The organism is Inquilinus sp. NPDC058860 (assembly GCF_042743185.1).
GTDB lineage: Bacteria > Pseudomonadota > Alphaproteobacteria > DSM-16000 > Inquilinaceae > Inquilinus.
This window is the reverse complement of sequence record NZ_JBHYMS010000040.1, coordinates 25,134-38,684: the sequence shown is the minus strand read 5'-3', so window position 1 is coordinate 38,684 and position 13,551 is coordinate 25,134. Positions and strand designations below refer to the sequence as shown.

The 13,551-nt window shown below is 71.3% G+C and carries 14 protein-coding genes; 10 read left to right on the top strand and 4 right to left on the bottom strand.

Annotation, left to right across the window (positions count from 1 at the left end):
• The first annotated feature begins 11 nt into the window (after positions 1-11).
• From ACFW16_RS24145 to ACFW16_RS24115, 7 genes are all read left to right on the top strand, one after another.
• The gene (locus ACFW16_RS24145) at positions 12-1,235 is read left to right on the top strand and encodes a Gfo/Idh/MocA family protein (protein WP_380309816.1); all 1,224 of its coding nucleotides are present in this window, start codon (positions 12-14) and stop codon (positions 1,233-1,235) included.
• A gap of 96 nt (positions 1,236-1,331) precedes the next feature.
• A complete protein-coding gene (locus tag ACFW16_RS24140; protein ID WP_380309814.1) occupies positions 1,332-2,240 on the top strand; it encodes a DMT family transporter in 909 nt (302 codons plus the stop codon).
• Between the two features lie 122 nt (positions 2,241-2,362).
• Positions 2,363-2,938 carry a short chain dehydrogenase gene (locus ACFW16_RS24135; RefSeq protein ID WP_380309812.1) on the top strand — a complete coding sequence of 192 codons (576 nt, stop codon included), beginning with the start codon at positions 2,363-2,365 and terminating at the stop codon, positions 2,936-2,938.
• Between the two features lie 47 nt (positions 2,939-2,985).
• Positions 2,986-3,678, top strand: a complete 693-nt coding sequence (locus tag ACFW16_RS24130) for a helix-turn-helix transcriptional regulator (protein ID WP_380309810.1) — start codon at positions 2,986-2,988, stop codon at positions 3,676-3,678.
• A gap of 64 nt (positions 3,679-3,742) precedes the next feature.
• Positions 3,743-4,111 (top strand): VOC family protein, encoded by a 369-nt coding sequence (locus tag ACFW16_RS24125; protein WP_380309808.1) that lies wholly within the window; start codon positions 3,743-3,745, stop codon positions 4,109-4,111.
• A 110-nt stretch (positions 4,112-4,221) separates the two neighbouring features.
• Positions 4,222-5,589, top strand: coding sequence for an amidase (locus tag ACFW16_RS24120; RefSeq protein WP_380309806.1), 1,368 nt, complete (start codon positions 4,222-4,224; stop codon positions 5,587-5,589).
• A 179-nt stretch (positions 5,590-5,768) separates the two neighbouring features.
• Positions 5,769-6,731, top strand: coding sequence for an aliphatic sulfonate ABC transporter substrate-binding protein (locus tag ACFW16_RS24115; RefSeq protein WP_380309804.1), 963 nt, complete (start codon positions 5,769-5,771; stop codon positions 6,729-6,731).
• Between the two features lie 75 nt (positions 6,732-6,806).
• On the opposite strand, the gene ACFW16_RS24110 is transcribed toward ACFW16_RS24115, so the two are convergent.
• From ACFW16_RS24110 to ACFW16_RS24095, 4 genes are all read right to left on the bottom strand, one after another.
• Positions 6,807-7,754, bottom strand: coding sequence for an ABC transporter substrate-binding protein (locus tag ACFW16_RS24110; protein ID WP_380309802.1), 948 nt, complete (start codon positions 7,752-7,754; stop codon positions 6,807-6,809).
• A gap of 5 nt (positions 7,755-7,759) precedes the next feature.
• Positions 7,760-8,542: a class II aldolase/adducin family protein gene (locus ACFW16_RS24105; RefSeq protein WP_380309800.1), complete on the bottom strand. Its 783-nt coding sequence runs from the start codon at positions 8,540-8,542 to the stop codon at positions 7,760-7,762.
• Positions 8,543-8,563: 21 nt separating this feature from the next.
• Positions 8,564-9,538 (bottom strand): ABC transporter substrate-binding protein, encoded by a 975-nt coding sequence (locus ACFW16_RS24100; RefSeq protein WP_380309798.1) that lies wholly within the window; start codon positions 9,536-9,538, stop codon positions 8,564-8,566.
• A gap of 234 nt (positions 9,539-9,772) precedes the next feature.
• Positions 9,773-10,369 (bottom strand): nitroreductase family protein, encoded by a 597-nt coding sequence (locus tag ACFW16_RS24095; RefSeq protein ID WP_380309796.1) that lies wholly within the window; start codon positions 10,367-10,369, stop codon positions 9,773-9,775.
• Between the two features lie 318 nt (positions 10,370-10,687).
• On the opposite strand from ACFW16_RS24095, the gene ACFW16_RS24090 reads away from it, so the two are divergent.
• The 3 genes from ACFW16_RS24090 to ACFW16_RS24080 all read left to right on the top strand — a co-directional run bounded on the left by ACFW16_RS24090 (position 10,688) and on the right by ACFW16_RS24080 (position 13,535).
• Positions 10,688-11,485 (top strand): ABC transporter permease subunit, encoded by a 798-nt coding sequence (locus ACFW16_RS24090; RefSeq protein WP_380309794.1) that lies wholly within the window; start codon positions 10,688-10,690, stop codon positions 11,483-11,485.
• Positions 11,486-11,566: 81 nt separating this feature from the next.
• Positions 11,567-12,340, top strand: coding sequence for an ABC transporter ATP-binding protein (locus ACFW16_RS24085; protein ID WP_380309885.1), 774 nt, complete (start codon positions 11,567-11,569; stop codon positions 12,338-12,340).
• 4 nt (positions 12,341-12,344) lie between these two features.
• Positions 12,345-13,535, top strand: a complete 1,191-nt coding sequence (locus ACFW16_RS24080; RefSeq protein ID WP_380309792.1) for an acyl-CoA dehydrogenase family protein — start codon at positions 12,345-12,347, stop codon at positions 13,533-13,535.
• Positions 13,536-13,551 lie beyond the last annotated feature (16 nt).

Below are 13,551 nucleotides of genomic sequence, written 5' to 3'. Positions count from 1 at the left end.
TGGAGGCGGAAATGGGCAAGACGAAGGTCGCGCTGGTCGGAACCGGCCATCGCGGCGCCGGGACCTGGGGCCGGGAACTGCTGGCCCAGGTCGGCGACGTGGTCGAGATGGTGGGCTTGTGCGACCAGAACCCGCTGCGGCTGGAGCGGGCGCGGGCGGCGATCGGCGTCGACGCGCCGGTGTTCACCGATCTCGGCGCCATGCTGCGCGAGACCCGGCCGGACCGGCTGATGGTGTGCAGCCGGGACAGCGCCCATGACGACCACATCGTCCAGGCGCTGGAGGCCGGGGTCGACGCCATCACCGAGAAGCCGATGACGACCACGGCGGAGAAGTGCCGCCGCATCCTGGCCGCCGAGAAGCGGACCGGACGCCGGGTCGACGTCACCTTCAACTACCGCTATGCCCCGACCTCCCAGCGCATCAAGCAGCTGCTGCTGGACGGCGCCATCGGCGACGTCGTGTCGGTCGACTTCCACTGGTATCTCGACACCAAGCACGGCGCCGACTATTTCCGCCGCTGGCACGCCTACCGGGCCAATTCCGGCAGCCTGTTCGTGCACAAGGCGACCCATCATTTCGACCTCTTGAACTGGTACCTCGCCTCCGAGCCCGAGGAGGTGTTCGCCCGTGGCGAGCTGCGCCATTACGGCCGCAAGGGCCCGTTCCGCGGCACGCGCTGCAAGGGCTGCGCCCGGGCCGGAGAGTGCGACTTCCACGTCGACATCTCGTCCGATGCCTGGCTGACCATGCTGTACGAGGACCCGTCGCGCGAGGACGGCTATGTCCGCGACGCCTGCGTGTTCCGCGAGGACATCGACATCCCGGACACGATGAGCGCGGCACTGCGCTACCGGAACGGCGTCCAGGTCTCCTACTCGCTCAACACCTTCATGCCGATCGAGGGTCACCATCTGGCCTTCAACGGCACCAAGGGGCGGATCGAGGTGCGGCAGTACGAGCGCCAGGCCTGGACCACGCCGCCGGCCGACGAGATCCTGCTGATGCGCAACTTCGGCGCGGTCGAGCACATCTGGGTGCCGCAGGAGGAAGGCGGCCATTGGGGCGGCGACCCGAAGATGCAGGCGATGCTGTTCCGCCCCAGCCTGCCGGATCCGCTGGGCTTGCGCGCCGATGCCCGCGCCGGGGCGCTGGCGGTGCTGTGCGGCGTCGCCGCGCTGGACAGCATCGACAGCGGCCGCAGCGTCGCCGTGGCGCCGCTGCTGGAGGGCTGAGAGCCCTTCCCGCCCAGCCGGAGTTCCGCCATCCTGCCGGCCCGACGGGAGGAAGCGGCGGATGATTCAACTCGACACCAGGCCAGACGGGCGCGCATGAGCCCGTCCGCCGACACCGTCGCCCGTCCCGGCAGTGCGCCGCTGCTGGGCCTGCTGCTGCTGTGCTCCTTCCTGTGGGCCACCGCCTATCTGCTGATGAAGGTGCTGGGGACGGACATCGCGCCGATGCCGCTGACGGCGATCCGCGGCGTGCTGGGCGGCGGCCTGCTGGCGCTGTGGCTGCTGGCCCGTGGCCAGAACATCCTGCCGCGCGGCCGGGAATGGCGCGACTGGATCGTGCTGGGCATCCTGCAGGGCATCGTGCCGAACACGCTGACCGCCTATGCCCTGGCCGACACCGAGGCCGGGCTGGCGGCGCTGATCGCGGCGTCGAGCCCGCTGATGGTGGCGGTGCTGGCGCACGTGCTTTTCGCTGATCAGCGATTGACCGGCCGGCGCGCCGGCGGCGTCCTGGCCGGCTTCGCCGGCATGGCCATCCTGATCGGCCCCGCCGCGGTCGCCGACAGCGGGCTGTTCGGGCCGCTGGCCATGCTGGCGACGGCCGCCAGCTATGCCGTCGGCGTGATCTATGTCCGCGGCATTCCCGCGCCGCAGCCGGTCCGGCTGGCGCTGGGCCAGCAGGTGTTCTCCGGCCTGCCGACCATGGTCTGGGTGCTGGCCGTCACCGGCCCCGCCGCCTTCGCCGCGGTGCCGGCGCACGGGCTGGAGCTGCTGGCCTTCGGCGCGTTCTCCACCGCCCTGCCGATCGCGCTGTACATGCAGATCCTGCGCCTGGCCGGGCCGACGCTGGGATCGATGAACGCTTATCTGACTCCGGTCTGGACCGTGCTGTTGGGCGTCGTGATCCTGCACGAGACGGTCGGGCTGCGCGAGATCGCCGGCGGCCTCGTGGTGCTGGGCGGGATCGCCATCGCCTCCTCGGCCAACCGGCGTCGAGGGGCTTGAGGCGCCGGTGAAGTCGCTGCCGCATACTGTGCATCGTCTGCTTCACAGCCATTGAAGATGATGGGCCATTCTCCTCGGAGAGGCGGGGCCGCATCCTCGGGGCCGACACGGAAGGAGACGCCATGAAGATCATCGTCATCGGCGCCGGCGGCACGATCGGTTCGGCGGTCGCGGCAGCGCTGGAGGGGCGGCATGAGGTGGTGCGGGCGTCGCGCGGCGAGTCGCCTTCGGTCGACATGGAGAAGCCGGCCTCGATCGCGGCGCTGCTGGAATCGACCGGCCCGGTCGACGCGGTGCTCTGCTGCGCCGCCAGCGCCCGGATGGCGCCGCTGGACGCGCCGGACGAGGCGTTCCTGCAGGGGCTGCGCGGCAAGCTGCTGGGCCAGGTGGCGCTGCTGCGGCTGGCCCTGCCGCATCTGCGCGACGGCGGGTCCTTGACCCTGACCGCGGGAACCATCGATCCGGCGATGGCCGGCGCCGCCTTCGGCGCGCTGGTCAATGCCGGGCTGGAGGCCTTCGTCCGCGCCGCGGCGCTGGAGCTGCCGCGCGGCCTTCGGGTCAACGCCGTCAGCCCCGGCTGGGTGCGCGAGACGCTGCAGGCGATGGACCGGGGCGGCGGCACGCCCGCGGCCGAGGTCGCCCGCGCCTATGTCGACGCTGTGGAAGGGACCGCGCAAGGGCAGGTGATCAGGCCCTGACGCTGCTGCCATCTTCTGGCAGCATCGCCTCTCCGAGGGGAGGGGCCGTGTCGCGATCCGAACGCCTGCTGAATCTGATCCAGGTGCTGCGCCGCCACCGCCGGCCGGTCAGCGGCCGCATGCTGGCGGCGGAGACCGGGATCAGCCTGCGCACCCTCTACCGCGACATCGCCACGCTGCAGGCCCAGGGCGCCGACATCGAGGGCGAGCCGGGGCTGGGATATGTGCTGCGGCCCGGCTTCATGCTGCCGCCGCTGATGTTCTCGGAGGACGAGATCGAGGCGCTGGTGCTGGGCTCGCGCTGGGTCGGCCAGCGTGCCGACGACCGGCTGGGCGCCGCCGCCCGCAACGCGCTGGCCAAGATCGCCGCGGTGCTGCCGGACGACCTGCGCCAGGGCCTCGATGCCACCGCGCTGCTGGTCGGCCCCGGCCAGGCGATCGCCGGCGGCAGCATCGACCTTGCCGCCGTGCGCCGGGCGATCCGGGCAGAGCGCAAGCTGGCCATCGCCTATCGCGGCCCGGAGGGGGCGGAGACCCGGCGTGTGATCTGGCCCTTCGCCCTCGGCTTCTTCGACCAGGTCCGCATGGTGGTGGCGTGGTGCGAGCTGCGCCAGGGCTTCCGCCACTTCCGCACCGACCGGATCCTCGAGCTGGCGGCGATCGAGGCGCGCTACCCGCGCCGGCGCCAGGCGCTGCTGAAGGAGTGGCGGGAGATCCAGGGGATTTCGGCTCGCGATTGACTGCTGCCGGAAACTGACAGCATGGGGTGCGCATCCTGGGGCCGTCGTCACCCAGGAGAACCCGATGCCCATCCCGAGCTACACCCTGCTCTATGTCGACAACCCGCCGGCCAGCGCCGCCTTCTATGCCGGGCTGCTGGGCCGCGAGCCAGTCGAATCCTCGCCCACCTTCGCCCTGTTCCTGCTCGACGGCGGAGCGAAGCTGGGATTGTGGTCGCGGCATACGGTCGAGCCGGCGGCGACGGCGGCCGGCGGCGGCGGCGAGATCGGCTTCAGCGTCGCCGATGCCGCGACGGTCGATGCGCTGCATGACGAGTGGCGCGGCCGCGGCCTGCCGATCCCGCAGCCGCCGACCACGCTGGATTTCGGCCACACCTTCGTCGCCCTCGACCCCGACGGCCATCGGTTGCGCGTGTTCGCGCTGACGGTGTAGGCGCGGAACACCGCACTCGACAAACGCGGCGCCGGCTGGTCGAGTAGCGGATCGCGCCCGGCCGGCGGCCCGCCGGGGCGATGGTATCCGGGGCCGTGGAACCATCGCCTGTGACCGACCTGTCCCAGATCTCCGCCGCCGCCCTCGGCCGCCTGTACCTCGCCGGCGCGGCCGACCCGGTGGCCGCGACCGAGTTCTTCCTCGACCGCATCCGCGCCTGCCCGGACCAGGCGGTGTTCCTGACCCTGACCGAGGCGCGGGCGCGGGGCGAGGCGGAGGCGAGCCTGAAGCGCTACCGCGCCGGCCGGCCGCGCGGGCCGCTGGACGGCGTGCCGGTAGCCTGGAAGGACCTGGTCGACCTGGAAGGCACCGTCACCACCGCCGGGGCCGAGGTGCGGCGCCACGCCACGCCGGCCGCGGCGGACGCGCCGATCGCGCGCCACCTGGCCGCCGCCGGCATGGTCAGCCTGGGCAAGGTCAATCTCAGCGAATTCGCCTATTCCGGCCTCGGCATCAACCCGCATTACGGCACGCCGCTGAACCCGTTCGACGCGGCGACGCCGCGGGCGCCCGGCGGCTCCTCCTCCGGGTCCGCCGTCGCGGTGGCGCGCGGCCTGGCCCCCTGCGCCATCGGCACCGACACCGGTGGGTCGGTGCGCATCCCCGCCGCCTTCAACGGGCTGGTCGGCCTGAAGACCTCCGAGGGCCGGATCGACAAGACCTGCGTGTTCCCGCTGTCGCAGACCCTGGATTCGGTCGGCCCGCTGGCCCGGACGGTGGAGGACTGCATCCTGCTGGATGCCGCGCTGCGCGGCGCCGTCGCCACCGACATCCGCCGGGCCGAGCTGTCCGGCCTGCACCTGGTGGTGCCGGAGAATAGCGTGTTCGACCAGGCCGAGGACGGCGTGGTCGCGAATTTCGAGCGGGCCCTGTCCGCCCTGGCCGCCGCGGGGGCCAAGGTCGAGCGGCGGCGCATCGCCATCATCGACGAGATGGCGGCGGTCGGCGCCGCCCATGGCTCGCTGACCGCCGCGGAGGCCTATGCCTTCCACCGCGAGCTGATGGAGGGGCCGGACGCGGCGCGCGTCGACCCGCGCATCACCTCGCGCATCGTCAACGGCAAGCGGATGACGGCCCTCGACCTGCTGGCGATCCAGGCCATGCGGCGGCGGCTGAGCCCGGCGCTGGCGGCCGAGCTGGACGGCGCCCTGCTGGCCTTCCCCACCGTGCCGCATGCGGCGCCGGAGATCGCGCCGCTGGAGGCCGATGTCGAGCTGTACCACCAGGTCAACCTGCGCAGCCTGCGCAACACCATGATCGGCAACGTCCTGACCACCTGCGGCCTGGCCCTGCCGACCGGGCTGGACCAGCGCGGCCTGCCGACCAGCCTGCTGCTGTCCGCCCCCGCCGGCGACGACGCCCGGCTGCTGGCCATCGGCCTGGCCGCCGAGGCCGCCGGAATCGACCAACGCGGCTGAGCCTTTCCATCGTCATTGCTTCGCCGGCCTCGCCTCCTTGCAATGACGGTGGGAAGGCATCTTCGGTCCTGGGATTTGCATGCTGATGAACAGCAGTTAATTTTAGTATATAAATTTGTCATTCCGTTCATGTATGTGTTTTGTCGCCGTAAATATACGCCACAAAATTGGATGAACCGATGACGCTGCTGTCGCGCCGCGATTTCGCGGCCCTGCTGGCCGGGGCGGGAGCCCTCGCGGCCCTGCCCTCCGCCGCCCTCGCCGACGACACGCCGAAGGAGCTGCGGATCGGCTTCCAGAAGGTCGGCCTGCTGGTCGTCGCCCGGGAGCAGAAGCTGGTCGAGGCCAGGCTGGAGCCGCTCGGGGTCAAGGTCAGCTGGGTCGAGTTCGCGACCGGCCCGGCGCTGCTGGAGGCGCTGAACGCCGGCAGCCTCGATTTCGGCTACACCGGCGACGGCCCGCCGATCTTCGCCCAGGCCGCCGGCATCCCCTTCGTCTATGTCGCCGCGATCCCGCCGTCGCCGCAGGCCGAGGCGATCATCGTCAAAGAGGCGTCGCCGATCCGCAGCGTCGCCGACCTGAAGGGCAAGCGCATCGGCCTGGCCAAGGGCACCAGCTCGCACAACCTGACCGCGGCGGCGCTGGAGAAGGCGGGCATCGCCTTCGGCGACATCACCCCGGTCTATCTGGGCCCGGCCGACGCCGCCGCCGCCTTCGACACCGACCAGTTCGACGCCTGGACGATCTGGGACCCGTTCCTGGCGCTGGCACAGCAGCGCACCGGCGTCCGCGTCGTCGCCTGGACCGGCGAGGTGCTGCGGGCGGCGCCGTTCCTGCTGGCCCATCGCGATTATGCCGACGCGCATCCGAAGACCATCCGGCTGGTCCTGGACGCGCTGGCCGAGGCGGCGTCCTGGGCCAACGGCCACCGCGACGAGCTGGCCAAGGCGATGGCGGCGGTCACCGGCGTCGACCTCGCCGCCCAGACGGTCGCGGCCCAGCGCGGCGCCTTCGGCGTGCTGCCGCTGGACGACACCATCGTCGCCAATCAGCAGTCTTCCGCCGACCGCTTCCACCGGCTTGGCCTGATCCCCGAGGCGATCACGGTGCGGGACAACGTCTGGACCGCATCACAGGGGTGAGAAACGCATGGAAGGGCCCGGCCGGTTCCCCCCGGCCGGGCCCTTCTCCCCTCCCCCGCCCCCCGACGGAGAGGATCAGACCGCGGTGAAGCTGCGGTCGATGGTGGACGCGACGTCGACCCGGTCGCGCAGGATGCCGAACTCCACCGTCAGGTCGGCGGCGCGCTGCAGCTCCGCCACCACCGCATCGTCGAGGGCGATGAAACCGGCCTGCTGCTGCTCGGTCGAGCGCTGCACCACCGGTTCCGGGATCTTCGACAGCCCGGCATAGTAGCGGGCGTATTCGGCCGGATGGGCGCGGACCCAGGCGCGGCCGGCGGCGAGGCGGCCGAGGAAGTCCTGCAGCGCCGCGCGCTTGGCTGCGATCGCGTCGACATGGGCGGCGACGAAGGTGACGGTCGGCGACAGGCCGCGCCCGTCCGCCACCACCCGGGCGCCGCGCTCCAGGATCTCGGTCGAGACATAGGGCTCCCACACCGCCCAGGCGTCGATCGCCCCGGCCGCCAGCGCCGAGCGCGCCTCCGGCGGCGGCAGCAGCACGATCTCGACCTCCGACGGGTCGATGCCGGCCCGCTGCAGCGTCGCCAGGATCAGGAACTGGCCCCAGCCGGCGCGGGTGCCGGCCAGCCGCCGGCCCTTCAGGTCCTGCACGCCCCGGATCGGCGAGTCCTCGCGCACCAGGATCGCCTGGGTCGCCGGGTCGGAACGGTAGGCGCCGATGGCGCGCAGCGGCGCCCCGGCGGCGAAGACCGTGAAGAAGGACAGGTCGCCCATCATGCCGACATCGAGCGCCCCGGCGTTCAGCGCCTCCAGCAGCGGCTGGGCGGCCGGGAACTGCTTCCAGTCGATGGCATAGGGCAGGCCCTCGGCCTGGCCCGAGACCTCGACCACCGAGCGATTGCCGAACAGCTGGTCGCCGACCTGCAGCGCCGTTGTCTGGGCCCGGCCCGGGCGGGCCAGCGCCGCCAGCGGCAGGGCAAGGGCGAGGCGCGACACGTCGCGGCGGCCTATGGTCTTTCGCATCGGCATCAATCCAGCAGGTCGGGCTCGGCCGCGACGATCCAGTCCCACAGCGGCTTGAAGCTGAGCGCCCCGCCGGTCGGGCCGCCGACCCGGTCGTAGGTGAGCTTCGCGGTCTCGGGGTCCAGCACGATCGGCTTGCCCGCGGCCTCGGCCAGCAGCTGGGCGTGGGCTGCATTGTCCATGGCGATGTACCACCACACGGCCGCTTCGACCGACGGGCCGGCGGTGAGGAAGCCGTGATTCTGCAGGATCACGGCCTTCCTGTTGCCCAGCGCCCGGACGATGCGCTCGCCCTCCTCCGCCTCCAGCACCACGCCGTGGAACTCGCCATAGAGCCCGTGGTCGCCGTAGAAGCTGCAGGAATCCTGGGTGATCGGGTCGAGCAGCCGGCCGAGCGTCGACCAGGCCTTGCCGTAGGTCGAATGGGTGTGGGCGGCGGCCACCACGTCCGGCCGTGCCTTGTGGATCGCGGCGTGGATGACGAAGGCGGCCTCGTTGATCGGCTGACTGCCCTCGACGATCTCGCCGTGCTCATTGACCAGTTGCAGGTCGGAGACGCGGATCCGGCCGAAATGCTTGCCCAGCGGGTTGACCCAGAAATGGTCGGTCAGCTTCGGATCCCGCGCCGTGATGTGGCCGGCCAGGCCCTGGTCGAAGCCTCGGCGAGCAAAGATGCGAAAGGCGGCGGCCAGGCGCTGCTTGCGGTGCAGCCGCTCCGCCTCCAGCGAGCCGTGCTGCGGCAGGGTGAAGAAGTCCCGGGCCCGGGTGGCGACGGTGGCTTGGCTCATGGGATCGGTCCTCGCGAGGGGTCAGGCGCTCTTGGCCAGCAGGTCGCCGTAGCGGCGGTCGAACAAAGGGCCGACATCGATCGGACCAGGCACCAGGCCGAGCTCGATGAAGGTGTCGGCGACGGCCTGGACCGAGGCGACGGCGTCGTCAGTCACCGGCTTCAGGTCGTTGGGCTGGCTGGCGTTGCGCAGCTGGCCCAGCACGATGTCGCGCGGCACGCCGATCGCCTCGCTGAAGACCGTCGCCCAATCCTCGAGATGGGCCTGCTGCCAGGCCCAGGCCCGCTTGATGCGCAGCAGGTAGTCGCCGATCGCGGCCGACAGTGCCGGGTCGTCCAGCGCCTCGGCCCGGGCGGCGTAGACGTAGTTGCCGGAGAGATAGCCGTTGGCGGTGACCAGCACCCGGGCGCCGGAGGCGGCGATGGTGATCGGCACGGAATAGCCGTAGATCGCCCAGGCGTCGATGGCGCCCTGGTCGAAGGCGGCGCGGCCGTCGGCCGGGGTCAGCGGCACGCCGGTGACGTCGGCAAAGGACAGGCCGGCCGCCTTCAGGATCCGGGCCAGATAGTATTGGGTGGTGGTGGCGCGGACATAGCCGACGCGCTTGCCGGCGAGATCGGAAGGCGTGCGGATCGGGCTGTCCTTCGGCACCAGGACGACCTGGTTGTTGACGTCGTCGGCGATGATCGCGACCGCTTTGATCCGGGCGCCGGAGGCGGCGGCGAAGACCGGCGGGATCTCGCTCATCGACCCGACATCGATGGCGCCGGCATTCATCGCCTCGACGATGACGTTGCCGGAGGCGAATTCGCCAAAGGTCAGCGTGTAGGGCGTTTCGAGCTGGCCGGCGGCGCGCAGCAGGTTGTCCTCACGGCCCTTGTACTTGGCGGCGCGCAGGGTGACGCCGGCCTCGGCACGGGAGAGGCCGGGCACGGCGAGCGCCAGGACACCGGCGCCGCCGGCCAGCAGCGAGCGGCGCGACAGGATGATGGGCACGGGCGATCCTTGCGGTGGGCGTGGGACGCGGCAATGCCGAACTTCGATGTGGATCAGGTGAATATACAAATCTATATGAGTCAAACTGAAATTTTGAACATTATTATTACGTTAATTTGGTTTTGTCATGCCCGGGCTTGACCCGGGCATCCAGAGACTGTCGACAAAGACTGGATTGCCGGGCCAGGCCCGGCAATGACAGGAACGGGGACGGGCCGGCGCAGCGGCCAACCCTTACTCGCCCCGGAACGCTCCTTCCGAGACGATGCTGCCCAGGGGCTTGCGGCCGCTGGGCACTTCACGCTCCTGCAGCTTCTCCGGCAGGACCGCCTTGTCGCCGAGCCGGCCGATGGCGATGGCCGCGTCGGCCCCATACTCCGCCGGCAGGCCCAGCAGGCTGTGCGCCTTGTCGCGATCGAAGCCGGACATGCCGTGGGTGTGCCAGCCGGACAGCAGGGCCTGCAGCGCGAAGTTCGACCAGGCGGCGCCGGCGTCGAAGGAGTGGGTGAGAAGCGGGGTCTCGCCCTTGCCGGGCTGGTCGAATTTCGTCTTCGACGTGACGATGACCAGCGCCGCAGCATGCTGCGCCCAGCCACGGTTCCATTCGTTCAGGATGTCGAGGAAGACCGGCCAGCGCGCCGTGCCGCGGCGGGCGTAGATGAAGTGCCAGGGCTGTGAGTTGTAGGCCGAAGGCGCCCAGCGCGCCGCCTCGAAGAAGCGCAGCAGCTCCGATTCCGGAATCGCCTCCTCGGTGAAGGCGCGCGGCGACCAGCGCCGCAGGAACAGGGTATCGATGTCGTGCTCGGCCACGCGGCCGTTGAGGCTGGTCATGTCGACTCCGGGGCCGATCCCTGATCGGCAGGCTGCGGCTGATCGTGGAAGGCCATTGTCATACCGGCCAAAGCAACGTCAAAACAAATTACCGATGTGCAATTATCCGGCATCGCTGCCATGCGGCTGCGGCTCGGCCGGCCGGCTGCGCCGTGAGGATCCGCCGGAGAATCCAGTCGGATCAGCTTCTTGAAGAATTACATGTTTATTAAGCTATTAATTTCAGAATCACATTGACTCAGAATTATCGTCGGTCATGATCTACAGACCAGCGGCACCCGCTGTCGCCCCTTCCGCATCCGGCAACAGGACATCGTCTTGGCCATCCTTTCGCTGACCCAGCCTGCCGGCGGCTTCCGGATCGAGCGGTTCCGCCGGTTCATCCCGCCGCTGGTGATCATCCTGCTGTGGCAGGCCGGCTCCTCCGCCGGGCTGATCCCGGCCCGGTCGATCGCCTCGCCGGCGACCATCATCGCCACCTTCTGGACGCTGCTGGCCTCGGGCGAGCTGCTGCAGCACCTGCTGGTCTCGCTTGGCCGGGTCAGCGCCGGCCTCGCCATCGGCGTCACCACCGGCGCCGCGCTGGCGCTGGTCGCCGGGCTGTCGCGGCGCGGCGAGGATCTGGTCGACGCCACCATGCAGATGCTGCGCACCCTGCCCTTCCTGGCGCTGGTGCCGCTGTTCATCCTGTGGTTCGGCATCGGCGAGACGCCGAAGATCGCGCTGGTCGCGCTCGGCTCCGCCTTCCCGATCTACCTGACGCTGTTCGCCGGCATCCGCGGCGTCGACGCCAAGCTGGTCGAGGCCGCCAGCGTGTTCGGCCTGTCGCAGCGCGAGCTGATCCGGCAGGTGATCCTGCCGGGCGCCCTGCCCTCCGCCCTGGTCGGCCTGCGCTACTCGCTCGGCTCCGCCTGGCTCAGCCTGGTGATCGGCGAGCAGATCAACGCCTCCAGCGGCATCGGCTACCTGGTGATGACCGCGCGCGACTTCCTGCGCACCGACATCATCTTCGTCGGCCTGATCGTCTACGCCCTGCTCGGCCTCGGCGCCGACCAGCTCGTCCGCGGGATCGAGCGCAGCGTGCTGCGCTGGCGCCCCAGCTTCGTGAAGGCCTGAGCTTCGTAAAGGATGCGCCCCGTGCCCCTCTCCGCCGCCCGCCACCGGGCCGACACCGAAGACGCCGCCGTTCGTCCCGACGTGGTCCGCATCCGCGGCCTGACCCGGTCCTTCGGCGGCCCGAACATCCTCGACCATCTCGACCTCGACATCGCCGACGGCGCCTTCGTCGCTCTCTTGGGCCGCAGCGGCTCCGGCAAGTCGACGCTGCTGCGCACCCTGGCGGGGCTGGACCCCGCCCCGGCCGGCACCGTCACCGTGCCGTCGGAGCGCACCGTGGTGTTCCAGGAGCCGCGGCTGCTGCCGTGGAAGAGCGTCTGGCGCAACGTCGCGCTGGGCCTGAAGGGATCGGATGCGCGCGACCGTGCCGTCGCGGCGCTGCAGGAGGTCGGGCTGTCGCACCGGATCGACGCCTGGCCGCTGACCCTGTCGGGCGGCGAGGCCCAGCGCACGGCCCTGGCCCGGGCGCTGGTGCGCGAGCCGCGCCTCTTGCTGCTGGACGAGCCCTTCGCGGCGCTGGACGCCCTGACCCGGATGAAGATGCAGGGGCTGGTCGGGTCGCTGTGGCAGGCGCACCGCCCGGCGGTGCTGCTGGTCACCCACGACGTCGACGAGGCCCTCTTGCTGGCCGACCGGGTTCTGGTGCTGGCCGAGGGCCGGATCGCCACCGACATCCCGGTCGCGCTGGACCGGCCGCGCCGCCACGGCGACCCCGGCTTCATCCGCCTGCGGGCCAAGCTGCTGGCCGATCTCGGCGTCGACGAGTTCGAGGGCGAGGCTGCCCCGGCCGCCCATCGCCCCGCCGGCCGGCCCGTGCCTGCCGGCCATGCGGTTCCCGCCCCGGCCGGGGCCTGAGGCCATGGTCTTGGCCCGGTCCGACCAGCCGCTGCGCAGCGTCCCCCTGCATAGTGCCGGGGCGCCGCCGACCCTGGCGGAGACCGTGGCCGTCCTGGCCGCGGAGTTCGCCCGGACGGCGGCGGAGCACGACCGCAGCGGCGCCTTCCCCTTCGCCAATTTCGACCGGCTGGCCGAGGCCGGGCTGCTGGCCCTGGTCACGCCGCGGCGCTTCGGCGGGCTGGGCGGCGGGCTGCAGGACGCGGCCACGGTGATCGGCGGCGTCGCCCGGGGCGAGCCGTCCACCGCGCTGGTGCTGTCGATGCAGTATCTGCAGCACGCCTCGATGGAGGAGCGCGGCTGGCCGGCGCATCTGGCCGAGCGGCTGGGCCGCGAGGCCGCCGCCGGCGTGTCGCTGATCAACGCGCTGCGGGTCGAGCCGGAGTTGGGCACCCCGGCCCGCGGTGGGCTGCCGGCGACGGTGGCACGGCGCACACCGGAGGGCTGGCGCGTCTCCGGCCACAAGATCTTCTCGACCGGCATCCCGGTCCTGTCCTGGCTGGCGGTCTGGGCCGTGACCGACGAGGCCGAGCCGCGCATCGGCACCATCCTGGTGCCCGCATCGGCGCCCGGAATCCAGGTTGTCGAGAGCTGGGACCAGCTCGGCATGCGCGCCACCAACAGCCACGACGTGATCCTGCAGGACGTGGCGGTGCCGCTGGATCACTCGGTCGACCTGCGCCCGCCCGAGACCTGGCGCATGCCGGAGCCGGTGAAGTCGGCCTGGGGCGCGGTGCTGATCGGCGCGCTCTATGACGGCATCGCCCGGGCCGCCCGCGACTGGTTCGTGAGCTTCCTGAAGACCCGGGCCCCGGCCAATCTCGGCGCGCCCTTGTCCACCCTGCCGCGGATGCAGGACGCGGTTGGCGAGATCGAGGCCCGGCTGGCCGTCAACGCCCGCCTGCTCGCCAGCGCCGCCCGCGACGTCGACGACGGCCGGCCCCCGACGCCGAATGAGAGCGGCATCGTCAAGCTGACCGTCACCGGCAACGCCATCGCCGCGGTCGAGGCCGCGGTGCGGCTGACCGGCAATCCCGGCCTGGCCCGCGCCAACCCGCTGGAGCGGCATTACCGCGACGTGCTGTGCGCCCGCATCCACACGCCGCAGGACGACTCCATTCGCCTCGCCGCGGGGCGCCTCGCCCTGGGTCTTTGACATCGCTTCGAGGATT

Bases quoted from the DNA above. Each gene is read 5' to 3' on its own strand.
- ACFW16_RS24125 (WP_380309808.1), top strand. From the start codon at position 3,743: ATGCCCATCCCGAGCTACACCCTGCTCTATGTCGACAACCCGCCGGCC.
- ACFW16_RS24080 (WP_380309792.1), top strand. From the start codon at position 12,345: ATGGTCTTGGCCCGGTCCGACCAGCCGCTGCGCAGCGTCCCCCTGCAT.
- ACFW16_RS24140 (WP_380309814.1), top strand. From the start codon at position 1,332: ATGAGCCCGTCCGCCGACACCGTCGCCCGTCCCGGCAGTGCGCCGCTG.
- ACFW16_RS24115 (WP_380309804.1), top strand. From the start codon at position 5,769: ATGACGCTGCTGTCGCGCCGCGATTTCGCGGCCCTGCTGGCCGGGGCG.
- ACFW16_RS24135 (WP_380309812.1), top strand. From the start codon at position 2,363: ATGAAGATCATCGTCATCGGCGCCGGCGGCACGATCGGTTCGGCGGTC.
- ACFW16_RS24145 (WP_380309816.1), top strand. From the start codon at position 12: ATGGGCAAGACGAAGGTCGCGCTGGTCGGAACCGGCCATCGCGGCGCC.
- ACFW16_RS24110 (WP_380309802.1), bottom strand. From the start codon at position 7,754: ATGCGAAAGACCATAGGCCGCCGCGACGTGTCGCGCCTCGCCCTTGCC.
- ACFW16_RS24105 (WP_380309800.1), bottom strand. From the start codon at position 8,542: ATGAGCCAAGCCACCGTCGCCACCCGGGCCCGGGACTTCTTCACCCTG.
- ACFW16_RS24095 (WP_380309796.1), bottom strand. From the start codon at position 10,369: ATGACCAGCCTCAACGGCCGCGTGGCCGAGCACGACATCGATACCCTG.